This window comes from Lentzea alba (assembly GCF_047445655.1).
Taxonomy (GTDB): domain Bacteria; phylum Actinomycetota; class Actinomycetes; order Mycobacteriales; family Pseudonocardiaceae; genus Lentzea; species Lentzea alba_A.
The window spans coordinates 123,381-145,205 of the sequence record NZ_JAJAEG010000024.1 but is presented as its reverse complement, the minus strand read 5'-3'; the positions used below and the strand labels follow the sequence as shown (position 1 = coordinate 145,205).

Annotated in this window: 28 protein-coding genes and 1 pseudogene; 19 read left to right on the top strand and 10 right to left on the bottom strand. The window is 68.5% G+C overall.

All coding sequences use genetic code 11. From position 1 onward, the window contains the following. Positions 1–75: 75 nt before the first annotated feature. From LFM09_RS34345 to LFM09_RS34305, 9 genes are all read right to left on the bottom strand, one after another. Positions 76–522: a GyrI-like domain-containing protein gene (locus tag LFM09_RS34345; protein WP_414100741.1), complete on the bottom strand. Its 447-nt coding sequence runs from the start codon at positions 520–522 to the stop codon at positions 76–78. Continuing rightward, positions 519–1,067 carry a hypothetical protein gene (locus tag LFM09_RS34340; protein ID WP_414100740.1) on the bottom strand — a complete coding sequence of 183 codons (549 nt, stop codon included), beginning with the start codon at positions 1,065–1,067 and terminating at the stop codon, positions 519–521. Before LFM09_RS34340 ends, LFM09_RS34345 begins: the two co-directional genes overlap by 4 nt. 34 nt (positions 1,068–1,101) lie before the next feature. Continuing rightward, the gene (locus LFM09_RS34335) at positions 1,102–3,201 is read right to left on the bottom strand and encodes a glycogen debranching N-terminal domain-containing protein (protein ID WP_414100739.1); all 2,100 of its coding nucleotides are present in this window, start codon (positions 3,199–3,201) and stop codon (positions 1,102–1,104) included. After that, positions 3,198–4,253, bottom strand: coding sequence for a glycosyltransferase family 4 protein (locus tag LFM09_RS34330; protein ID WP_414100738.1), 1,056 nt, complete (start codon positions 4,251–4,253; stop codon positions 3,198–3,200). Before LFM09_RS34330 ends, LFM09_RS34335 begins: the two co-directional genes overlap by 4 nt. Beyond that, positions 4,238–4,441: a hypothetical protein gene (locus tag LFM09_RS34325; RefSeq protein WP_414100737.1), complete on the bottom strand. Its 204-nt coding sequence runs from the start codon at positions 4,439–4,441 to the stop codon at positions 4,238–4,240. Before LFM09_RS34325 ends, LFM09_RS34330 begins: the two co-directional genes overlap by 16 nt. A 55-nt stretch (positions 4,442–4,496) precedes the next feature. Beyond that, positions 4,497–5,144, bottom strand: coding sequence for a universal stress protein (locus LFM09_RS34320; protein ID WP_414100736.1), 648 nt, complete (start codon positions 5,142–5,144; stop codon positions 4,497–4,499). Further along, complete coding sequence (locus LFM09_RS34315; RefSeq protein WP_414100735.1) at positions 5,137–7,413, bottom strand: glycosyl hydrolase family 65 protein; 2,277 nt, start codon at positions 7,411–7,413, stop codon at positions 5,137–5,139. Before LFM09_RS34315 ends, LFM09_RS34320 begins: the two co-directional genes overlap by 8 nt. A 162-nt stretch (positions 7,414–7,575) precedes the next feature. After that, complete coding sequence (locus tag LFM09_RS34310; RefSeq protein WP_414100734.1) at positions 7,576–8,562, bottom strand: hypothetical protein; 987 nt, start codon at positions 8,560–8,562, stop codon at positions 7,576–7,578. Then, positions 8,559–8,816, bottom strand: coding sequence for a hypothetical protein (locus LFM09_RS34305; protein ID WP_414100733.1), 258 nt, complete (start codon positions 8,814–8,816; stop codon positions 8,559–8,561). Before LFM09_RS34305 ends, LFM09_RS34310 begins: the two co-directional genes overlap by 4 nt. 161 nt (positions 8,817–8,977) lie before the next feature. Between LFM09_RS34305 and LFM09_RS34300 the strand changes: the two genes are divergently transcribed. From LFM09_RS34300 to LFM09_RS34260, 9 genes are all read left to right on the top strand, one after another. Next, complete coding sequence (locus tag LFM09_RS34300; protein WP_414100732.1) at positions 8,978–9,196, top strand: hypothetical protein; 219 nt, start codon at positions 8,978–8,980, stop codon at positions 9,194–9,196. Then, on the top strand, positions 9,184–9,600 hold the full coding sequence (locus tag LFM09_RS34295; protein WP_414100731.1) for a glycogen/starch synthase: 417 nt from the start codon (positions 9,184–9,186) through the stop codon (positions 9,598–9,600). Before LFM09_RS34300 ends, LFM09_RS34295 begins: the two co-directional genes overlap by 13 nt. An 85-nt stretch (positions 9,601–9,685) precedes the next feature. Then, on the top strand, positions 9,686–10,243 hold the full coding sequence (locus LFM09_RS34290; protein ID WP_414100759.1) for a glycogen/starch synthase: 558 nt from the start codon (positions 9,686–9,688) through the stop codon (positions 10,241–10,243). An 18-nt stretch (positions 10,244–10,261) separates the two neighbouring features. After that, positions 10,262–11,689 (top strand): glycosyl hydrolase family 57, encoded by a 1,428-nt coding sequence (locus LFM09_RS34285; protein ID WP_414100730.1) that lies wholly within the window; start codon positions 10,262–10,264, stop codon positions 11,687–11,689. Between the two features lie 16 nt (positions 11,690–11,705). After that, complete coding sequence (locus LFM09_RS34280) at positions 11,706–12,551, top strand: ANTAR domain-containing protein (RefSeq protein ID WP_414100729.1); 846 nt, start codon at positions 11,706–11,708, stop codon at positions 12,549–12,551. Beyond that, positions 12,551–13,357 (top strand): sigma 54 modulation/S30EA ribosomal C-terminal domain-containing protein, encoded by an 807-nt coding sequence (locus tag LFM09_RS34275; RefSeq protein ID WP_414100728.1) that lies wholly within the window; start codon positions 12,551–12,553, stop codon positions 13,355–13,357. Before LFM09_RS34280 ends, LFM09_RS34275 begins: the two co-directional genes overlap by 1 nt. Positions 13,358–13,383: 26 nt before the next feature. Then, positions 13,384–13,779 carry an archease gene (locus LFM09_RS34270; protein WP_414100727.1) on the top strand — a complete coding sequence of 132 codons (396 nt, stop codon included), beginning with the start codon at positions 13,384–13,386 and terminating at the stop codon, positions 13,777–13,779. 25 nt (positions 13,780–13,804) lie between these two features. After that, entirely contained in the window at positions 13,805–14,770 is a 966-nt protein-coding gene (locus LFM09_RS34265) for a CapA family protein (protein WP_414100726.1), read from the top strand. A gap of 341 nt (positions 14,771–15,111) precedes the next feature. Next, the gene (locus tag LFM09_RS34260; RefSeq protein WP_414100725.1) at positions 15,112–15,417 is read left to right on the top strand and encodes an RtcB family protein; all 306 of its coding nucleotides are present in this window, start codon (positions 15,112–15,114) and stop codon (positions 15,415–15,417) included. A gap of 143 nt (positions 15,418–15,560) precedes the next feature. On the opposite strand, the gene LFM09_RS34255 is transcribed toward LFM09_RS34260, so the two are convergent. Continuing rightward, on the bottom strand, positions 15,561–16,073 hold the full coding sequence (locus tag LFM09_RS34255) for a hypothetical protein (RefSeq protein ID WP_414100724.1): 513 nt from the start codon (positions 16,071–16,073) through the stop codon (positions 15,561–15,563). A 391-nt stretch (positions 16,074–16,464) separates the two neighbouring features. Between LFM09_RS34255 and LFM09_RS34250 the strand changes: the two genes are divergently transcribed. The 10 genes and pseudogenes from LFM09_RS34250 to LFM09_RS34205 all read left to right on the top strand — a co-directional run bounded on the left by LFM09_RS34250 (position 16,465) and on the right by LFM09_RS34205 (position 21,742). After that, positions 16,465–16,986 (top strand): flavodoxin domain-containing protein, encoded by a 522-nt coding sequence (locus LFM09_RS34250; RefSeq protein WP_414100723.1) that lies wholly within the window; start codon positions 16,465–16,467, stop codon positions 16,984–16,986. 38 nt (positions 16,987–17,024) lie between these two features. Continuing rightward, the gene (locus LFM09_RS34245; protein ID WP_112267848.1) at positions 17,025–17,387 is read left to right on the top strand and encodes a carboxymuconolactone decarboxylase family protein; all 363 of its coding nucleotides are present in this window, start codon (positions 17,025–17,027) and stop codon (positions 17,385–17,387) included. Beyond that, a complete protein-coding gene (gene nagA, locus LFM09_RS34240) occupies positions 17,387–18,484 on the top strand; it encodes an N-acetylglucosamine-6-phosphate deacetylase (protein ID WP_414100758.1) in 1,098 nt (365 codons plus the stop codon). The genes LFM09_RS34245 and nagA overlap by 1 nt, the downstream gene beginning before the upstream one ends. A 502-nt stretch (positions 18,485–18,986) precedes the next feature. Beyond that, positions 18,987–19,472 carry an HAD-IC family P-type ATPase gene (locus tag LFM09_RS34235; protein WP_414100722.1) on the top strand — a complete coding sequence of 162 codons (486 nt, stop codon included), beginning with the start codon at positions 18,987–18,989 and terminating at the stop codon, positions 19,470–19,472. Positions 19,473–19,667: 195 nt separating this feature from the next. Then, on the top strand, positions 19,668–19,826 hold the full coding sequence (locus LFM09_RS34230) for a DUF6307 family protein (RefSeq protein WP_198680898.1): 159 nt from the start codon (positions 19,668–19,670) through the stop codon (positions 19,824–19,826). Between the two features lie 104 nt (positions 19,827–19,930). Continuing rightward, entirely contained in the window at positions 19,931–20,080 is a 150-nt protein-coding gene (locus LFM09_RS34225) for a DUF5994 family protein (RefSeq protein ID WP_414100721.1), read from the top strand. A gap of 66 nt (positions 20,081–20,146) precedes the next feature. Next, on the top strand, positions 20,147–20,305 hold the full coding sequence (locus LFM09_RS34220; RefSeq protein WP_198680899.1) for a hypothetical protein: 159 nt from the start codon (positions 20,147–20,149) through the stop codon (positions 20,303–20,305). Between the two features lie 22 nt (positions 20,306–20,327). Beyond that, entirely contained in the window at positions 20,328–20,846 is a 519-nt protein-coding gene (locus LFM09_RS34215) for a flavodoxin domain-containing protein (protein WP_414100720.1), read from the top strand. Between the two features lie 195 nt (positions 20,847–21,041). Continuing rightward, positions 21,042–21,092 (top strand): annotated as a pseudogene (locus LFM09_RS34210) (hypothetical protein); the annotation flags it as partial. A gap of 293 nt (positions 21,093–21,385) precedes the next feature. Then, positions 21,386–21,742 carry a hypothetical protein gene (locus tag LFM09_RS34205; RefSeq protein WP_414100760.1) on the top strand — a complete coding sequence of 119 codons (357 nt, stop codon included), beginning with the start codon at positions 21,386–21,388 and terminating at the stop codon, positions 21,740–21,742. The last annotated feature ends 83 nt before the right edge of the window (positions 21,743–21,825 follow it).

Genomic DNA, 21,825 nt, shown 5'->3' with positions numbered 1-21,825 from the left:
CGCGTGGTCGGACACGGCGCCGGAATCGATGACGAGATCCACTGCGGAGCGCGCTGTGCGACGGAGGCGGGAGCATCAGGTGTGCGGGACCGCGTTTGAGTCTGCCAGCGTTGTCCGGCGGACCGGCACGATGACCTCCGTCAGAAAATCCCTGGGACATCTCGTGTCGGCAGGGCCGGTCAGGTACACCTCGGTCGGCTGTCCGGCGACCTCGTAGCCCGCCTGGTCGGTCCAGAGGAGCAGCGCGTCGTAGGCGTACGTGATGTCCTCGTACGGTCCCTTGTGATAGACGTGCGCGACCTTTCCACCGGACCGGTGGACCACGCCGCTCATGAGTTGCCGGGTGTCCGCGGCCACGGGAAGGCTCGCCTCGATCCGCACGGCGGCACCGCGGCGAGGCTCGCTCAGGTAGCAGACCTCCGGAGGACCGGAGGCCTTGAGTCCGACCTGTTCAGCACCTTCGGCGAGTCCCGCCAGTACGCGTCCTACTGCCTCGCCGACCCGGCCGGCGGGTGCGGTCATGCGGACGCACAGGGCAGTGCTCGGTTCGAGTTGCTTGACGTGCACCGCGTAGGGCACAGCTGTTCTCCTTGCTCGTGTGTGACGGGAACGGCGATCTCAGCGAGGTGGGCACCGGGGTCGAGGGCTTGCTCCGGTGTGCAGAGGTGAACCAGGGTGAGTGGCCCGGTGGGCTGGTAGCCGTGGTCGGCGACCCAGGCGAGCAGCACCTCGCAGGTTGTCGCCAGGTCGTCGGCACCGGGATCGTGCAACGTGCGGGCGATGGCTCCTCCTGGGCGGAGCCACAAGCTGCTCAGCACACCCGCGGCGGGGGATCCGGTGACGGGAACGCGGACCTCGACCTGTGTGCAGGGCCGGAGGGGCCCGAGTACGGCCACCTCAGCGGGGCCGGCGCATCGCATCGAGGCGTGACCTGCGGCGGTCACCAGTGTTTCCACCGTGGTTCTCACGGCATCGGCCATGCGCGGTGCGGGAGCGGTTAGCCACGTGCGCAGCACCGTCACCGGCTCCCACGAGTCGAGGTGGACTTCTTCGGTTGTGAGCCCCATGCCCACACCCTTCTGCGCTGCGGGTGACCGCGCCTCACTCGGACCAGGTGATCGGCCCGGAGTGGACCTGGATGCCGAGCTTCTCCAGGCCGGTGATCCACGCCCCGCCCGTGCTGACGTCGACGGTAAGGCGATGATCTCCCAGGCGAAGACCACGAATCCGCAGGGGCAGGTACTGGTCGGGTACCGCCGGAGCGAACCGGAGCGCACCGGCGGTCAGTTGGGGCTCGAACCGCAGCAGCGTGCGCAGCAGGTGCAGGGGCGTGGCGGCCGCCCAGGCCTGCGGTGAGCACGACGTCGGGTAGGGGACCGGCACGGCGAATTCGTCGCGGGAGAAGCCGCAGAACACCTCGGGCAGGCGGTGTCCGAAGTGGACTGATGCCTCCAGCACGGCCACCGCTACGCGCTGCGCTTGCTCGACGAAGCCGTAGCGCATGAGCCCGGCCGCGCACAGTGCGTTGTCGTGGGGCCAGACGGAACCGTTGTGGTAGCTCATCGGGTTGTAGGCGGCCATGGACTCCGCGAGAGTGCGGATGCCCCAGCCGCTGAACATGGCCGGTGACATCAGGTGCTCGGCCACCGCGGCGGCCTTGTCCTCGTCCACGATCCCGGTCCACAGGCAGTGGCCGATGTTGGAGGTCAGCGAGTCGATCGGGCGCTTGTCGGCGTCGAGGCCGAGCGCGTACCAGCGGCGGCCTGGCAACCAGAACCTCTCGTTGAACCTCTGTTTGAGCGCCACGGCCTTGTCGATCCAGACCTGGCGTTCCGCGTCGTTCCCGGCGAGATCCGCGCGGGCTCGGTAGGCGGCGTAGGTGTAGGCCTGCACCTCCGCGAGTGCGATGGGCGAGCGGGCGATCTCCCCGTCGGCGAACGTGATCGCGTCCCAGGAGTCCTTCCAGCCCTGGTTGAGCAGCCCGCGCTCGGTCGCCCGGTGGTACTCGACGAACCCGTCGTCGTCGGCGTCGCCGTACCGCTCGATCCACTCCAGCGCGCGGTCGGCGTGCGGCAGCAGAGCCCGCACCTGGCCGGGATCGGCGCCCCAGCGGTGCAGTTCGCCGAGCAGCATGACGAACAGTCCGGCGGCGTCCGCGGTGCCGTAGTAGACGTTGCCTCCGCCGAGGGCGAGGGAGGCGGCCGGGCCGAAGCGCATTTCGTGCAGGATGCGGCCGGGTTGTTCCTCCGTCGCCGGGTCGATCTCGGTGCCCTGGTGTTCGGCCAGAGTGCGCAAGGTGCCCAGGGCCAGTCGGTGGTCCAGGGGAAGCAGCATCCAGGACGTGATGAGCGAGTCCCTGCCGAACAGTGCCATGAACCACGGCGCGCCCGCCGCGACGATCGCCCGGTCCGGGTGTGCGGGATCGACCATGCGCAGTGCGCCGAGGTCCTCGACGCTGTGAGTGAGCACTGTCGCCAGGTCGGCGTCTGCGGTCGTCACCTCGGGCGCGAGGGTGCGCCATTCGCGCAGGTTCCTGGCCGGAATCGCGTGTTCGAGCGACTGGCCGCAGGGGTGCCGCGGCTCGACGGGTGCTCCGTCGAGCACCTCGCAGACCTCGACGCACGCGGTCCACTTCTCGCGTTGGGGGATCGACATCCGCCATCGGATGACGCCGTCCTCGATTTCCGGTTCACCGCCGGGAATCACGGTCATCCCGCGACCGCGGCTGGTGAATTCCAGTACCCCGCGCTGGACGGCGACCGCGATGTCGCCGCGCTCGGGCAGCAGCCCTTCCTTGACCTCGAACAGGTCGGCGAAGTCGGTGTCGACGCGCAGTTCCACGCAGCAGTCCGCGGTGGTGGCGCCGGGGTTGCGCACTTCCAGATCCGCGCGCATGCCGTCGCCGACGTAGTGGCGCTGCACCACGAGCAGTGGACCGGCCGACAGGACGCGGCCGACGAAGGTCGCCGCGTAGGGTTCACTCCTCCAGACGGACAACGGCTCCGGACGTTTGCCGTCGACGAGCAGTTCCCAGTGCGACACCAGCCTGGTGTCCCGCACGAACAGGCCGTGCGGAAGGGGACGACGTATTCGGCCGATGGCGTCGGTGATGCAAAACGAGGATCCGTCGATCGTCGTCACGACGTCACCAGCCGCCGCGTGTGGGTCGGGCTCGGAGGTCGTGGCCCACGGCGCGGTCATCGGCGGGCCTTCTCGGATGACCGATGCGTTCCGTATCCGCCCCGTACCGCCCGGTAGAGCCGTTCGTGGTCCGCGGCCATCCGGTCGAGGGAGAAGCGCTTCTCGGCGGCACGCCGGCAGGCACGTCGGTCAAGCCGTGTCGCGCGGTCCAGCAACGAGACCATTTCATCCTCGCTCTGACAGAGGAATCCCGTGCGGCCGTGGTCGACGATCTCGGGTGCTGCGCCGTGCGGGAACGCCACAACCGGTGTGGCGCAGGCAAGAGACTCAGCCATCACCAGCCCGAAGGGTTCCAGCCACTTGATCGGGTCGAGCAACACGTCGGCGTGTCGCAGGAGCTCCACCCGACGCGTGAGCGGTTCTTCGGTCAGCAGCTCGACGTCAGACGACAGCAGCGGCCGCACGACCTCGTTGTAGTAGGTCCGTTCCGCTGGTTCGCTTATCCTGGTCACGATGACGAGCTTGCGACCAGCCTCGCACGCGACGCGCACCGCTCGATGCACACCTTTGTCCGGGCTCATCCGGCCGACGAACATCAGGTAGCCGCCCCCGCCCGGACCGGCCCGGTACACATCGAGGTCGATCCCGTGGTGGATCACCGCCGCGATCGGCACACCGGCGGCGGAACGGGCGTGCGAGTGCGAGATGGCCACGACGGCCGCGTGCCGGGCGATCTCGGCGAAGATCCGCTGGTTCTCCGGCGTGAACGGGTTGTGGTTCGTGCAGACCACAGGCGGTGCCGGGAACGCGTGGCCGGCCGCGACCAACGGGCCGAGCACGGTGTGGTCGTGGATGACGTCCACATCGGACAGCGCCTCGTACGCGGCGAGCACGTGCGCCGCTTCCGGAGCATCCGCACCCATCGGCTCGACCGCGGCGGGGTAGAGGCTCCGCACGTCGACCGGACTGGTGGACTCGCCGACGGTGAACAGCACGACCTCGTGCTCGCGCGCGGCGAGACCGCGGGCGAGGTCGCCCACCACGGCCTCAGTGCCGCCATATGCTGGTGGTGGCACGGGAATCCAGGGCGGCGCGATCAACCCGACTCGCACGGCTGCCCCCCGTCGATCCGGACGACGTGACCGAGCTCCAGGTGCCACCGCGCTTCACACGAGCGGCATCGGAAGACCGTCCGCTCGCCGGCGGCGACCGCGGCGAGATCGGCGGACCCGCAGCCAGGACACCGCTCCAGCGTGCCGAACGCGGAGGAGAAGTCGAGTCTTGCCGTGTAGACGCCCATGATTCCAGCTCACCAGCCGCTGTCGGGGGCGATAAGGGACCAACGTCCTGAGAGGTCACGACCTTCCGGCGGGAAACAGCACCACGGGGACGGTGGCATCGCGGATGGTGCCGCGGACAGTGCGTGCCCGGCCCTCGCCGAGGTGTTGCGACCACCCCAGGGCGATGAGCTGTGCGTGCTCGTCCGCCGCGACCTGGGCGACGTGCTCCTCCGGCGCGCCGGAGCGCAGTTCGACGCGCACGTCCGGGGGTGGGCAGAACCGTGCGCGGAACTCGCGTTCCCAGTCACGGCGCGCGTGCGCGGCCTGGTCCCAGAAGACCGGCACGGTGTCGTGGTCGAACACGTGCAGCACAACCAGCTCCGTGTGGGGAAACAGCTTCATCGCCTCGGTCACGGCGCCTGCCGATTCGATGGTTCCGTCGAGTGGCGCGAGCATTCGTGAGATCGCCGATGGCGTGAAAATTCCTCGTGGTGGCACCAGGACGACGGGTTTGGCCGCCCTGGTGGCAATTCCCCACGACAAAGGGTGATCGCGGGCCAGTACGCCCAGCACGGTGTCCTGTCGGTTCAGCGCGTCGAGCACCGCGTCGCGCCCGGCCGAGGTCGTCGACACCTCACCATCGAGCACGTCGGCGAGCGCTCTGGCCACCGAAACCACCGCGGTGGGAGCTCCCCGTCGTTCGATCGCCAGCACCTCAGCCATTGCTTCTCCGTTCGATCCGGGCCGAACCGGTCACGACGACCTCGCCGCCTCCGCAGACGTTCACCCGCAACGGCGCATCGACCTCGATTCGCACGTCGTCCGCCGCGATGCGCAGCCGGACGTGCCTGCCGAGACACCGGAACCTCACACCGAGGCCACGCCAGGTGCTCGGCAGCACCGGGTCGACGCAGAGCACGCCGTCTCGCACGCGGACGCCCGCGAAGCCGAAGAGCACCGCCTGCCACGCGCCTCCCATCGCGGCCAGATGCAGTCCGGCGGCCGTCGTACCGGTGAGGTCGTCGAGGTCGATGCGCAACGCGATCCGCAGCAACGGCAGGGCCTCGTCGGGGCGCCCTGCCCTGGCCAGCAACGCGGCGCTGATCGCGGGCGACAGCGACGAGCCGTGCGCGGTGCGTGGACCGTAGAAGTCCAGGTTCGGCACCAGCGAACCGGGCGCCACCTCGTCGGGCACCAGGTGGTGCAGCATCAGCACATCCGGCTGCTTGATGATCTGCGTCGCGGCGAGCCGTTCCCTCCCGAGCAGGACGTCCGCGGCGACCGGTGCGCACGCGACGTCGGCAACCACCAGCGGCTCCAGGTCGAAGTAGCCGGCGAACTGTTCGTACACACCGGTTTCCGGTTGATGTCCATCTACAACGGAGTCGGCGAGTCGCCGCCACGCTCGGGCTTCCTCCGGTGACGCGGTGGTGCTGGCCGCCGCGCGCAGGTTCCAGCGCGCCATGACATTGGTGAAGGCGTTGTCGGACACCGCCTCGTGGTACTCGTCCGGCCCGATCACGTCGTCGATGTGCGCGCGGCCCTCGTCGTCGACCCGGCACCGCGAGGCCCAGTAGCGAGCGGTCTCCTCCAGCAGCGGACGACGGGCCCGCAAGAAGCCCTGTGCACCCGTCCACTGCGCGCAGTGCCACGCCGCCCAGGCGACGTCGGCGGTGACGTGCTCCTCGAGCGCACCCGTGCGGATCGGCACCGGGACCCCGCCCAGGTAGCCCGACGTCGGCGTGACGTCCAGCCCGTAGGAGGCCGACTCCCAGGGAAAACGCGCGCCAGCACGGCCGGCGGCACGAGCGGCCACCCGCGCGGCGGACATCCGGTGAAACCGGTAGTCGACCATCGCCACGGCGAGCCGGGGATCCATGGTCGCGATGGCGGGCAGCACGAACACGTCCGCGTCCCAGAAAACATGCCCGGAGTAGCCGCGGCCGGACAGACCCCGCGCACCCACCGCGGCCTCGTCGTGACTCCCCACGTTGCACCACAGCTGGAACAGGGCGAACCGGATCGCCAGCTCGATCTCGGGCGCGTCGGGCACCTCGACGTCGACCGCGTCCCACCGTGCCGCCCACACCGCCCGGTGCTCGGCCAGCAAGGAGTCGAACCCGAGTTGCCTCGCCGCCTCGAGATGGTCGGCCAGCGCGGCGGGCGGCGGCGCCGCACACCTGCCCGCGGCCAGCACAGCCAGCCGCTCGACCGTGCGCACGTCTCCGTCGCGGCGCTGTCGTTGCCACGCGACCGATGTCATCTCCGAACTGTCGACCACTCGCGCCCAGCGATGTCCGTCGCGCACGCCGGTAGTCGCGTGCCCGCCGTCGGGCAGCCGCAGCGCCTTACCGGCCCGCACCCGCCCGACCGCCCCTTCGGCCCGGAGAGCGACCACGCCGGGCCGTGCCGCGGAAGCGAACCGCAGCGAGCGGAAGGGAATCTGCCCGGTGGTCTCCTGTCGCAGCAAGGTGCCGGTGCGCAGATCCAGCACGTGCTCGTCGGCGACTGGCGCCGGGTCGACGTCGAGCGCCGTCCAGACTGGCCCGGCCATCAGGTGCTCGTCCGGCCCGCGGCCGGTGTAGACACCTGCCGCGAGCACCATCGGCACCGAGTCCGGACGCGGCTCCTCCACCGCACCGCGTGTGGCGAACCCGCCTGCCCCAACGGTGAACAGCGACTCGATCACGCGGTGCCGCAACGGATCCCCACCGGTCTCCCGCAGCGTCCACGCCGGATCGGCGTCGATGTCCGGCACCCGGCCGCGGGACCGCCGGCGCAGCTGCTCGTCCAGCACCCGGCAGACCTGCTCCGAATCCCCGTCGAGTACGAGATCCCGCGCGGTCACCGCATCGACGTCGTCGCGGCCGTCGACCGTGCGGATGTGCACACCCAGCGCGCGGAGTGCGTCGATCCGTCTGCTGATCGGCGGCGCGAACCTGGACCCCGCCACCAGGACGAGGGAATCGAACGTGCGCCGCAGGTCCGCCACGATCCCACCGTGGCCGCTGCGGCGACGCCGTTCCCACGGACGAAGGTCCCGCATCACAGCGTCGACGGACCCGGTCGTAGTAGGGGCTCACGGCTCAGCGACTCGCAGGGGAACCGGCACAGCCGACTCCGCCGGCCAGTGCATCGGACGTACCCGGTTCGATCACTCGCACCTGGGCACCGGTGAGGAGAGCGGCGCGCACGGCGACGTCGGCCAGCAGCCCGGAACGTCGGCACAGGGCCAGCTGAGCGGTGGAACGCGCTCGCCGGGCAGGACATCGGTCGGACGCAGGCCGAACCAGGCCGCTTTGCTCACGTCCGCCGGATACTCCACGAGCAGCGTCTCCACCCGTCTCTGCGCGAGGGCTTCGAGTGTCGCTTGCGTGCCCTCGACCCCAAGCCCTCCCGCACGGCACCGCTCGGCGAGGTCCGCCACGATCTCCGCGGTCCATCGCCGGGCGACCGAGCGTGCCACCGCGGCGACCCGGCCGAACAAGGATCGCTGAGATCCGTCGTGCCTGTGGCTCCCGGCGATCCGGCGGATCGTGACGGTCGCCTTCGTCAGTTCTGGCAAGCGTTTCAGCAGAAGCTGGACGGTGTGTTCGTCACCCGAGACGACGAACAGCCGCGCGCTGAGGTCGTCCAGCGCCGCTGCGCACGCTTTCGCGACGGCACCCTCGTCATCCAGCCCTTCTACCGACCAGCTCTCCGGCGCGCTGCTCCCGCCGCGCAGCAGGTGCAGGTCCGCACCAGTCTGGTCGGTCACCACGACCACACACGACGGCCGGTCCTGCAGCCAGGCCACCACCGGTAGCACATGTGCGGGAGCGGTGAACCATGCGAGGTCGTCGTGGACGAGACCGGGCGTGTGGAACACGCGCGATGGACGGATCTCGCTCGCGAACACGACCAGGCCAGTGGCGTCGGCCGCGGCCTCGACGGTCGACTCCTCCAGCACGGCGTGCTCGATGGCGCGGATCAAAGCCTCTTCCGCTCCGTCGCAACGCAGTTGGTCGGCGAGGCAGCCCCAACGCGTCGTCCACCTGAAGCCCGTGTCGTGCACCGGTGGCGATCCGATGTAGACGGACGCGACAGGATCCGTTGGTCGCAGGTATTCGTTGACCATCTCCCGCATGTGCTGGCTGGTCATCGGCTCGACAAGCGGCGTTTACGGCCGTGCACGACCGTGAGGCCGACCAGCACGCTGATCGAGATGAGCGTGACGAGCACGGAGATCCCCCGTGGCCTGGCCGCGAACACGGCCGTGCTGACCAGGAACCAGGCCGGCAGGCCTGCGATCACAAGGCTCGAACCGACGAGCGTTGCGAGCAGATCGGCGAACCGGAGCCATCCACGACGCGAAGCCGCGGTGTTCTCAATGATGGGCCGCAGTGCGTTGGTCATGTCACGACCTCAACCGAGCAGCGTGGCGGATGCTTCGTCTGCAGTGGATGAAGCCGAACAACGCCGCCGAATTCCTCACCCGCAGAGGAGGAAGAGGCCGTGGGTGACGTTGTCGATGATCGATCCGACGGCGAACACACCACCACATGGGGACAGGCGGCATGACCGACAAGAGCGGGTCCGCTGCGTTGCGCGGGCGCATCGAAAGGCTGGAGTCGCGGGTCGACGAACTGCGGGAGGCATTGCTGGTGCTCGTGAGGGGGCTCGCGGAGAAACCTGCCGAGGAGCCCGTCGCCGAGCACGCCCTCAAGGCGGCACGGCACGCGCACCAGATCCTGCTCGCCCCACTCCATGAGCTGGAGCCGGTGTGTACGTGGTGATGGTCGCGCCGGAATGCGCACCGGTGGCGAAGACAGGGGGCTTGGCGGCGTGGGTCTTCGGGTTGAGCCGGGAAGTGGAGATCCGCAGGCACGTCGTCGAGATCGCGCTGCCGCGGTACCAGAACATGCGGTACCTGAACGTCTGGGACTTCCAGGTCTCCTGCCACGACCTGTGGGTACCCTGGTACTGCGGTGCGATCCGTTGCGCGGTGTGGTTCGGGCATGTCCACGGCCGTCGTTGCTCTTTCCTCGAACCGCACTCGGCGGATCACTTCTTCCACTGGGAACGCGCCTACGGTTACCACGACGACGTGGAGAGGTTCGCGTTCTTCAGCAAGGCGGCGTTGGAGTTCCTGCTGCGTGCCGGCAATCGCCCCGATGTCATCCACTGCCACGACTGGTAGACCGGCTTGCTCCCGGTGCTGCCCCAGAGCAGTATCAAGAGAGTCTGCGATGGCAACGTGTGCCTGACCGTGCACAACTTCAGGTATCAGGGCGTGGCCGGCGACCAGGTGCTGTGGGCAAGCCGGTTGGGCCGCCCGGAGCGCTTCCGGCCACACGGACCGGCTTGGCCACAACGGCGGTGTCAACCTGCTCAAAGGCGGGATCGTGTACTCCAACTTCGTCACCACCGTCTCCCCGAATCACTCCGTGGAAGCGCGGTACGGCGATCACGGCAACGGTCTCGGGCACGCCCTGCACGTCCACCAGGTCAAGTTCGGCGGGGTGCTCAACGGGGTGGACTACGCCAGCTGGAACCCGCAGATCCCAGCCCACTTCACCGCAGTGGCGGTGGAGGGCAAGTACGAGAACAAACGAAGACTGAGGGAACGCCTCTGGTTGCGGGACGGGCACGCCCAGCAACGGCTTCACCTTCCAGCACACCGACGAGCAGGCGCTGGAGACCGCGCTGCACCGCACGATCGGCCTGTGGTTCTCCGCGCCCGGCGCGTTCCGGCAGCTGGTCACCAACGCCATGCGCGCCGACCACTCCTGGCGGAAGCAGCACAGCACCACGTGAACATCTACGACCACATCCGGTGCTAGTGACCACAAGGGACAGTCATGACCGAGTTGACCGAGCACGTCGACGGGCTGCCCAACATCTGCGGTCAGGAAGCTCTGATCGAACAGGCGATCGCCGCAGCCATGACACCTGAACCGCGAATCGACCTCTCGCAGGCACACAGCGCGTTCGCCATCGCCCTGCACATGCACCAGCCGCTGATCCCCGCCGGAGATCCCGCCACCGCGCGGATCATCGGCAACCTGCAGTGGATGGTCGAACATCCTGACATCGGCGACAACTACAACGCTTCGGTGTTTCACTGGTGCTACAAGCGGATGGGGGAGTTCATCCCGCAGTTGCTCGCTCGAGGGCTGCAGCCCCGGATCATGCTGGACTACTCGGGCACCCTGCTGTACGGCCTGCGCCAGATGGGTCTGCACGACGTGCTCGACGCGCTCACCACCATCACCTGCGACCCCGGCTACAACCACGCCGTGGAATGGCTTGGCAGCCCGTGGGGACACGCCGTGGCGCCGTCCACGCCGGTGCAGGACTACCGGTTGCACGTGCGGGCGTGGCAGCACCACTTCGCCGCCATCTTCGGCCTGGAGGCGCTCAGCCGCGTCCGTGGCTTCTCGCCCGCCGAGATGGCGCTGCCCAACCACCCTGATGTCGCCCACGAGTTCGTGCGCACCCTCGTCGACCGCGGCTATCACTGGGTTCTCGTGCAGGAACACACCGTCGAACGTGCCGATGGCTCAGCCGTCACATCTCCGCACGTCCCGCATCGGCTGCGCTGCACCAACTCGCGCGGCGACACAGTCGAGATCACCGCAGTCATCAAGACCCAGGGCAGTGACACCGAGCTCGTGGGCCAGATGCAGCCCTACTACGAGGCTCTCGGCCTGGCTCCGCAGCGCATCGACGACCGGGTGGTTCCTCCGCTGGTGACCCAGATCGCCGACGGGGAGAACGGCGGGGTGATGATGAACGAGTTCCCGCCCAAGTACTTCGAGACGATGGCGGAGTGCTCCGGCACGAGCACCCCGATCGTGAACGTCAGCGAGTACATCGAACATCTGCGCAGATCCGGCGTGTCACAACAGATGTTGCCCGCCGTCCAGCCGGTGTTCCAGCATCTGGTCTGGCAGAGGTTCACACCCGGAGACGGCCCTGAAAGGCTCGACGAGGTCATCGCGAAACTGAGCACGGCCTATCCGCACTTCCACATGCGTGGCGGCAGCTGGACCGATGACAGGTCCTGGGTCGAGGGCTACGACGACGTCCTGACTCCCATGGAGCGTGCCAGCGCGCTGTTTCACCGCAACCTGCGCGCTCGCGGTGTGCCCACCTCCGATCCACGGTACCGCCGGGCCCTTTTCCACCTGCTCGCCGCGGAAACCAGTTGCTACCGCTACTGGGGTCAGGGCGAGTGGATGGACTACGGCGTCGAGATGGCCTTGCTCGCAATCGGCGCCACCTGACAGGAGAAGGAGAGCCTTGCAGTCACGACAGATCTGGCTCGACGAGTTCTTCGGCATGGTCCTGCGCGGCATCGCGCGCGACTTGCCGGATCTCGTCGGTGCGGACATCGCAGCGTTGCGTCCTCGCCGGCGGCACCACCGGCCGGTCGTACTGGGCACGCACGGCGTCGCGTCCGCGTTGCAGGAGATCCAGGTCCGCAACGACATGGGTCCGGTGCTCAGTGCGGCGTCCGCGCAGCGGTCCGTCACCAGCGCCGACCTCTGGCATGACCACCGATGGCCCAAGCTCGACCTTCGGCGGGCGTGTCAAGCGTTCCCCCAGCATTCTCACACTTTGCGCAAGGCGCGCGGCGTCGTCGTGGTGCCAGGCCTGCGCGACGACGGCAGTCTGATCGTGGTGTCGACCTACCTGGCCGGCGGGGCGGACGATGCTGTGGCGGACGTGGTGTCCCGCTATGAACGACTTGTGGCGTCGGCGGTCGCCGCGATGACGGCGTTCTCCGGCCCTGAGGAACGCACTCAGCGCGTCCTCGCGGTGCTGCAGTCACGAGACGAAGTGCAGCGGGCGACCGGAATCGTCATGGGGCTGTGCCGCATCAACTCCTTCGCAGCTCAACGCCTGCTGACCGACATCGCCGAACGGTCCGACCTGAGGCTGCAGGTGCTGGCTGCGGAGCTCGTCCACGTGACGGGAGAACCGCCGGAGCACCAGGGCGCCACCGCGATCGCCGATCGCAAGGCACATCGCATCGCCACCGAACTGTTGTCCTCGCTCCACCGCGGAGACCCCCGCTCATCGAGGACCTTCGTCCCTGACCGGCGAGCAGGCGACGTGCCAGCGTCGGAGGGGGAGGAGGAATGATGCGCAGAGGTCATCAGGCAGCGGCTCCCGAGGTGCAGGTGTCCGAACATGGCACGTTCCCGCTGGGAGTGGCCGACTACGCACGGGAGAAGGTCGCCGCGGTCCTCCCGCTCGCCCACGAACCGGTGCTGTCCGCGCGGGTCCGGCTGACCAGGCACGAGGACCCGGCAGTCGAACTGCCCGTCGTGGTGCAGGTGAACCTCGACGTCAACGGCCGGATGATCCGCGCCGTCGCCGAAGGGCCGACGACGCGCGAGGCGGTGGACGTCGTCGAGGGCAGGTTGCGGCATCGGCTCGAGCGCGCGGCCCGGCACTGGGAGGCGATCCGCGGTGTGGAACCCTCGGCCGAGCCGCACGAGTGGCGCCACGGCGAGCTGCCCGAGCACCGGCCCGGCTGGTTCCCCCGCCCGGTGGACGAGCGGGAGATCGTGCGGCACAAGTCGTTCACCCCGGCCCGGATCACCCTCGACGAGGCCGCTTTCGAGATGGACCAGATGGACTACGACTTCCACCTGTTCACCGAGCAGAACACCGGACAGGACAGCGTGCTGTACCGCGCCGGACCGACTGGATACCGCCTGGCCCAGGTCGATCCCGCACCGGTCGAGCAGCTGAGCGGACACTCGACGCCGATGACGATCAGCGCCGTTCCGGCGCCACTGCTGAGCACCGACGAAGCCGTGACCCGGCTGGAGGCGACGGGATTGCCGTTCCTGTTCTTCCTGGAGGGCGAGCACGCCCGCGGCCACGTGTTGTACCACCGCTACGACGGTCACTACGGGCTGCTCTCGCCCGCGAGCGGATGAGCGGCCGCGGCTCCGGGCACCGGACCGTGCCCCACACTGCGGACCTGCGCCTCGAAGCGTGGGCACCGACCAGGGAAGGCTGCCTCGTCGAAGCAGTAACCGCACTGGTCGAAAGCGTCGCCGAACCACGACACAGCAGCCCGGCCTCGATCACCGAACGCACGATCGCCGCAAGCAGTGACGACGACCTGCTCGCCGCAGTGCTCGACGAGGTCATCTTCCGCATCGACGCTCGCGGGCAACTCCCGGTCGTGATCGATGCAAGCCTGGTGGCCGACGGGGTGCGGCTGCGGTTCGCGTTGCACGACGTCGACGCCGCGACCCTGACCGGTCCCGTGCCGAAGGCAGTCGCTTTGCACGCGCTGCGGCTTTCCGAAGAGCGTGCTGGCCGGTGGTCGTGCACGGCGATGGTGGACGTTTGACCCGGCGCGACGACAGGAGGAGGCCGTGGCCATCACGATCGCACTGGCCGGCGACACCATGCTGGGCAGGGGCGTCGCGGAACGGCTGGAGGCAGTGGAGCCGAACGAGCTGTTCTCCGGCGGCGTCCGTTCGGCCATCGACCGTGCCGATCTGTTCGTGCTCAACCTCGAATGCTGTGTGTCCAGCCACGGGCGCCCGGTGGCGGGCAGGAGGTTTCACTTCCGTGCGCCGCCCGTCGCGGTGAAGACGCTCACAGCGCTCGGGGTCGACTGCGTGACGCTGGCCAACAACCACGCACTCGACTACGGCGCGCCGGCGTTTACCGACACGCTGGCACACCTGGCCCAGGCGGGTATCAAGGTGGCCGGTGCGGGACTGGACTCTGCCGCTGCCCACGCCCCGGTCCTTCTGGAGCACAGCGACACGCGAGTCGCTGTGCTCGGTATCACCGACCATCCACGTGAGGCCGCCGCGGGGACCGACCGTCCCGGCGTGGCCTACGCAGACCTGCGGTTCGGCGTACCGGAATGGCTCGTGCGCGCCATCCGGGAACTGGCGGCGCGGGACCACATCGTTCTCGTCACCCCGCACTGGGGCCCGAACATGACGAGGGAGCCGGTGCCCCACGTCCGAACCGCCGCACAACAGCTGGTCGACGCGGGCGCCACGCTGATCGCCGGTCACTCGGCGCACGTCTTCCACGGCGTGGCGTGGCGGATCCTGTTCGACCTGGGCGACTTCATCGACGACTACGCCAGGGATCCCTTCCTGCGCAACGACTTCGGCCTGCTCTTCCTGGTCACACTGGACCAGCGGGGACCGCTCGAACTGGAGGCGGTCCCGTTGTCGCTGGGGTTCGGCTACACCAGACTGGCGCATCGCGACGAGGCGCGATGGATCTACGACAGGTTCACCAAGGCCTGCGCCGAGTTCGGCACCGACGTGACCCAGGTGGAAGACCGACTCGTCGTGCGATGGCGACACCGATGAACCTCATCCGGGAAGGACGGTTCCGGCTGAGGATCGAACCACACGGCCGGATGCGCGTTCCCGGCATCGTGTTCGCCTCGGAGGAACTGCTGCCAGACCCGTGTGCCGACCTCGCACTCGAGCAGGTCGTCAACATCGCGACCCCTGCCTGGCATCGACCGGGCCACGCTCACCCCGCATCTCGAGGCTGTGATGAACATCCTCGACCACGCGATACCCCGCGGGATGCACGGGGGAGGGGTGTAGAGCCTGTCCGGTGAGCCGCAGCTGCGCCGCGTGCTCGCCGACGGAGTGCCCTATGCGCTGGACTGTCGGCATGGCGTGCAACGCGACCTGGACCGTTGCGAAGACCGAGGCGTGGTGCTCGGCGCCGACCCGACCCGGAGCAGCGCCCGAGCGCTCGAACGGGACTCGGGCAGGTCGGCGGCCTCGGCTCCGGCAAACACTTCCTGGAGATCCAGGAGGTCGACCACATCCACGACGACACCACGGCAGCTGCGTTCGGCCTGCGACCTCACCAGATCTGCGTGATGAGCCACTGCGGCTCGCGCGGGCTGCCGACCGAGAGCGTCCGCCGCATCGAGAGCCGGGCATTGGCACGGTTGCGGAACCGACTGCACCCCGGAACGCCGGCGCGAGCAGCCTGATGGTCTGTGTCGACCCTCCGGGCAGGTCTTGAGCTCTTCGGACACCAGCGGCAGATCTGCTGTCCGGTGTCGCAAGCGCGCGACCGGCCCCTGGGTCCCGGCTGATCACGGTCTGTTGTGGACAGACGAGCGGCCGCCGTGCTCTATCGCGTGATCGGGGTGCCGGCGTCGTCGTGGCTGTCGTCGTGTTCGGCCGTCATCAGCCCCGTCCCCAGGATGTAGTGGCATCCGTTCCCGCCTGGGGCGAAGGTGGACTGGACGCCGCTCGCGGACCGGCTGGTGGTCACGCTGGAGTAGGTCGTGGTCAGGCCGTTGTACTGGAAGGTGAGCATGCCCGCCACGTTGCCCGGCGCGGTGCCGCCGATGCGGACCCACCTGCCGCTGTTGCCGGAGCTCGTGGCGAACGTCCCGTCGGCGTTGAAAGTGATCGTGACAGAGCTGTAGCTGCCGTCGCAGCCCCAGTCGAAGAACAAGGTGCCACTGCCCGGCGCGATCTGGGCGATCCCCACCTCGGTGCCGGTGTCGGAGGGGCCCTGCTGCGTGGCCGCGGAAGCACCCGACAGCGACACAACTCCCGTGATCCCGGCTGCGGCCAGGCATGCGGTCGCCGTGCTCGTCATGAGCTTGCGCCAGGAGAAAGAACGTCCGTATTTCATCGTTGCTCTACCTCTCGTCTCATTCGTGCGGACGCGTTCCGGCTAGATGTGTCATCGGAAGGTTCGAGAAGAATTCTTCCTGATGTGTGCCGGTGCTGCGGCCAGGTTCTGCGTTGGATTATCAGTTTTATTTCCGTGACGACGGGGAGGCAAGGGGCCGTTTCGTCACGCGTTTGTCCAGGTGGCGTGAGTTGATCGGGCGTCACGAGGAATGCAATCGTTCGTCGTGCGCCTCAATTGCGAGAACGCGGAAAAGAGGCGAAGGTCCCGTGCTGATGCACGCCAAGGACTGTTCCGTTCGTCCAACAGTGACGAACAGACTCAGATCATGGTTCGACGACAGGGCGAACCTCCAACAACGCAAGGCAGCGTGCAACCTCAGGAGGGTCGGATGAAGGTGCTCGTCGGTTTCGCGACAGCCGCCGGATCGACCGAGGGCGTCGCGCAGCGGATCGCGGGAATCGTGCGCGGGTACGGCCACGAGGTGGAGACGCACAACGTGGACGAGGTGACCGACGTGCGCGGCTACGACGCGTTCGTGCTCGGCAGCGCGGTGCACAACCAAGCCTGGTTGCCCAACGCGGCGGCGTTCCTGTCACGGGAACGCCAGGCGCTGTCCAGCAAACCGGTGTGGTTGTTCAGTGTCGGCTTACCTGGTGCGTTGCGGGGGCCGATGCGGAAGTGGGCCGGCTTGGAGGAATCCGACATCCTGGCGAACTTGGCGTCTGATGTGCGCCCGCTGGGGCACCGGCTGTTCACCGGCGTGGTCACCCCCGAGACGTTCGGCAAAGTCGGCGCGTGGAAGTTCCGGCTCATGGGTGGCCGGTTCGGAGACTTCAGAGATTGGGCGGCGATAGACGCCTGGGCGAACCAGATCGCGGAAGACCTCACCGACACCGAAACGCTCGGCTGAGACGGCGGTGCGATGAGTTCTCGGGAGGTAGGTGGGACATGAGCTACGGCAAAGAGGTGCGAGAGGCGCTGCGGGCGCCTACTCGCGCGTTGCGGCAGGCGATTCCTGGTGTGTACCAGGGGTATCGCGAGTTGCACGAGGCCGCGTTGGCGCCCGGCGCGCTGGACACCAAGGCCAAGGAGCTGATCGCGCTGGCGATCGCGGTGAGCAAGGAATGCGACGGTTGCATCGCCGCGCACGCCCACGGCGCGGTGCAGCACGGAGCGACGCCGCAGGAGGCGGCGGAGGCCATTGGGGTGGCCTTCTTGATGAACGGTGGCCCGGCCACCGTGTACGGCGCTCGCGCGTTCGCCGCGTTCACCGAGTTCCACGAGGCGCAGGGTGAACGGGCCGGTGCGTGATGCGCCTGGGTGTGGCCGCGGCGCTGGTCGGCGGCGTGTACCGGCGTGGTGACGTCGAGATCGACGCCGGGGGCCGGGTCGCGGCGGTCGGTGTGCCAGGGCATGGACGTGGTCTGGCGGTGCCGGGGCTGGTCGACCTCCAGGTCAACGGGTTCGCCGGGGTGGACTTCCTGAACGCGGACGCGGAGGCCTTCGCTCATGCCGGTGCGGGACTCGCGCGGACCGGTGTGCTCGCGTACCAGCCGACCCTGATCACCAGCAGACCGGAGCAGACGATCGCCGCGATCACTGCGGCGGACAAGGCCCGGATGAACGGTGGAGCTCGGATTCTGGGTGTCCACCTGGAGGGGCCGTTCCTGTCGCCGCAGCGACCCGGTACCCATCCGGTGGAGTTGCTGCGGGCACCGGACGTCGCGCTGGTGCGCCGGTTGCTGGCGGCGGGACCGGTGACCCAGGTGACGCTCGCCCCCGAACTGTCCGGCGCTCTGGAGGTGGTCACTGAGTGCGTGCGCGCCGGAGTGCTGGTGTCCTGCGGGCACAGCAACGCCACCGCCGCGCAGGCGCACGCGGCGTTCGACCGCGGAGCACGGCTGGTCACGCACCTGTTCGACACGATGCGACCGTTCACCCACCGCGACCCCGGCATCGTCGGCGCCGCGCTGACTCGAGATGAGGTGCTGCTCGGCCTGATCGCCGATCCGAGCCACCTCGCGCAGGAGACCATCCGGCTCGCCTTCCAGGCCGCACCCGGCCGGATCGTGCTGGTCACCGACGCGCTCGCCGCCTGCGGACAGCCGGACGGGCACTACCAGTTGGGCGAGGTGGAGTTCGACGTCGTCGGCGGGGTGGCCCGCCGCGCCGACGGCACGCTGGTCGGGTCGACGATCACGCTCGTCGACGCGGTGCGGCACGCCTGCGACGCGGCGGGCGTGGGCGTGGAGCAGGCGTTCGACGCCGCCACTCGGACACCCGCGAGGTTGTTCCCCGGCAAGGACATCGGCCTGCTGCGTCCCGGCGACCGCGCGGACGTGCTCGTGCTCGACGACGAGCTGAGCGTGCGCACCGTGCTGCAGAACGGCGTCCCGCTCGACGTCTAGCGGGTCAGGTGATGGTCATCGGATTGGGCGACGTCGCCATCACTTGCCTCCACCAGTTTGTGCGCTCGTCTCCTCGTTCACCTCGACGGGGTCCCGGCGCCGCGGCGGCAGGCGCTGGAGATCTCCTGTCCGGTCTGAGCATCGGCGGCCCCTTGGCCGCGTCCATGTTCCGCGCGACGAAGCAGGTGTCGATCTGGGTGAGGTTCGCGGAATGCGCCGGCGTGCGGGCGATCGCGCGGTGACGCAGTGGGCTCGGACAACGCAGCCTCACTGCGCAGCCTCGCCGGACACGTCGGCGAGGTTGACCATCCGTCCACCGGGCGCTGTCCGAGTCACGGTGCGGAATCCGCAGGGCCCTGGTGTTGCGGCGGCGTGTCCGCACACCGAGCCACCACCTGACCGGCTTCACCTGGGCCTGCTGGGATTCACCGGATCACGTTGTTCCGATGGAGGACTGTACAGGTGTGGAACCAGGTCCTTGGTCCCTCGCCTGGTGCCACACGTGTCGCGAGCATCGTTGCTGTGGACAGAACTGTGGTGGGCGGGAAGCGTGTCGTCGGAGGCTCTTCGGCGGCGCGTCCGATGGACGTCGTGGTGGCGAGTGCGATGCGGTGCGACCGAGTTCGGGCGGATCGCGCTCGGTCTCGGGCAACGGCAACCGGAGACGGAGTTCCAGATCGGGCTGCGCCGGTTCTCGATGTTGCTGGTGAAGGTCGCGACTGTGCTCACCGTCGCTGTCTTCGCGGTGAACCTGGTGATGGACCGACCTGTTCTCGACGCGCTGTTGTTCTCCCTGGCCATCGCGGTGGGCATCTCCCCGCAGCTGCTGCCCGCGGTGGTGTCCACCGGCGTTGCGGTGGGCTCACGGCAGCTCGCCCGGCACAAGGTGCTGGTGAAACGGTTGCTGTGCATCGAGGATCTGGAGCACATCGAGGTCCTGTTAACCGACAAGACCGGCACGCTGACCGAGGGCCGGATCACCGGATGATCTGACGGATCCTCTCAGCACTGTCCAATATGGATGAACCCTGCGTCCTGTCGCACTTCCAGCTGAACAGTGCGGGGAACCGCGGTGTCAGGGCAGTTGGTCTGCCGTAGCACGTGCCCTTCCGCTCTTCTGGACGCAGGGGACTGGATCGACCATGGAGGTACCAGGCGTGTGTCATCAGGAGAAGGAGGAGCGATGGTCACGGAACCGGTGTACGTGTCTCGCTACGAACAACGCGTAAAGCTGGTGCAGGACGTTCTGAAGGCCGACACGCCGTTGACGGTCGAACAGTCCCGCGCGCTGGCGATGAAGCTGCTGAGGACGCTCGACCGGATCCCCGAGAAGGTTCGCTGACCCCTGGATGCCGGTGGTCTGGAGGCGGTCATGAGGAACGACGGACCCGGTGGAACCGGGCGCACACCGACTGCTTGCCGCGTGGCGTTGAAGCCTCTGTGTTCGTGGACGGGGCTTGGTGGCCGCGCAGCTCGGACCTGGCCGCCGAGCTGCCGCCCCTGATCGCCGCGCTGGCCGGCCGGCTGGGGCGCGCCACGCGGGTCACCTTCAACCTGACGGCCTGGCGCGCGCAGTCACCCGTGGAGAGCAACTGACCGCACCGAACCCGCACTTCGCAACCCAAATGTCGGGACCGCGGTCCCGACGGATCGGAGAACATCATGCTGGTCCTCGTGATCGTCCTGCTGGTGCTCTGGCTCGTCATGTCCGTCATCGGGTTCGCCTTCAAAGGTCTGATGTGGCTGGCCATCATCGGAATCGTGCTGTTCCTCGGTACGGCCGTCGTCGGACTCATCCGTCGCAAGACACTCCGCCGGTGACGACGGAGAACAGGAGGACCGGATGAAGGTGCTCGTGGGATTCGCGACGGCCGCCGGATCGACCGAGAGCGTCGCGCAGCGGATCGCCGGCGTCGTACGTGGTTTCGGCCACGAAACGGAGACGTGCAACGTCGACGAGATTGCGGATGTGCACGGCTACGAGGCGTTCGTGCTCGGCAGCGCGGTGCACGATCAGGCCTGGCTGCCCAACGCGAGTGCGTTCCTGTCACGGGAACGCAAGGCACTCGCCGGAAAGCCGGTGTGGTTGTTCAGCGTCGGCCTGCCCGGCGCGTATCGCGGCCCGATGCGGAAGTGGGTGGCCCTGGAGGAAGCCGACATCCTGGCGGAACTGGACGACGTACGTCCGCTGGGCCATCGGCTGTTCACCGGTGTCGTCACCCCCGAGGCTTTCGACAAGGCCGGTGTCTGGATGTTCCGCGCAGCGGGCGGCAGATTCGGCGACTTCCGCGACTGGGAGTCGATCGACGCCTGGGCCAAGGAGATCGGGGAAGAGCTCACCGACATCGAGACACTCGGCTGAGACGGCGGCTGCGGCTCAAGGGCTACACCGTCGCGGCACGCCATCTGGCTGCCCGGTTGGGCGCGAGGCCGCCACAGGACGGCGAGGGGCGCGCCGGGTAGGCGGTGTCGTCTCTTTCGTCACGTAGGCCCTCCATGCCTGGAGGAGGACCAGATCCGGCGCCTGGAAGCGCGGCTGGTCCGGGACCACGACCTGGTGCCGCCGAGCCTGGTGCACGAGTGGGTCGAGAGTGCCCGAGCGCGTTTCGCCCGTGCGACAGTGCGGGAGTTCGTGCCTCTCCTGGTGGAACGGGCGGTGCGTGCTCGCGCGAAGGATTTCCCGCGTGGGCTATCTGACCTGTCGGCGACCGGTGTGTCGGGTTGGGCGCGGAACACGGCACACCGGCTGCTCGCCGAGCGCTTGCCCCGCCGCTGGTCGCACACCGCGGGTGTCGCGCGCCGAGCCGAACAGGTGGCTCGGGTGCTGCCTGTCGAAGAGCAGGACCTTCTGGTTGCCCGGCCTGCCTGCACGACATCGGTTACGCCGCCGAGCTCGTCGGCATGGGGCTGCATTCGCTCGACGGTGCGGAGTACCTGCTCCGGGCAGGTGTCGCTCGCCGTCTGTGCGCGCTGGTGGCGCATCACTCCGGTGCTGCTGCCGTCGCCGAGGTGCTCAGGCTCGGCGACCGGCTCGCGGTGTTCGAGGACGAATCCGGCCGGCTGCGGGACGCGCTGTGGTACTGCGACATGACGACCAGTCCGGACGGTCATCCGATCATGGTCAACGACCGGCTCTCGGAGATCCGTGAGCGCCGCGGCCCGGATGATCCGGTCGTTCGCGCCTTGGCGATCAACGTCGACGAGCGCTTGGCCGCCGTCCGGCGCACACACCGGCTGCTGCGCCGCACGACGGAGTGAGTGGCAGAGCGGGGCAACTCGGCTCCGCTGGTTCTGGCCGCGACCGAGGTCAGGTCGGGTGTGGAACTGGCCACTCGCAGATG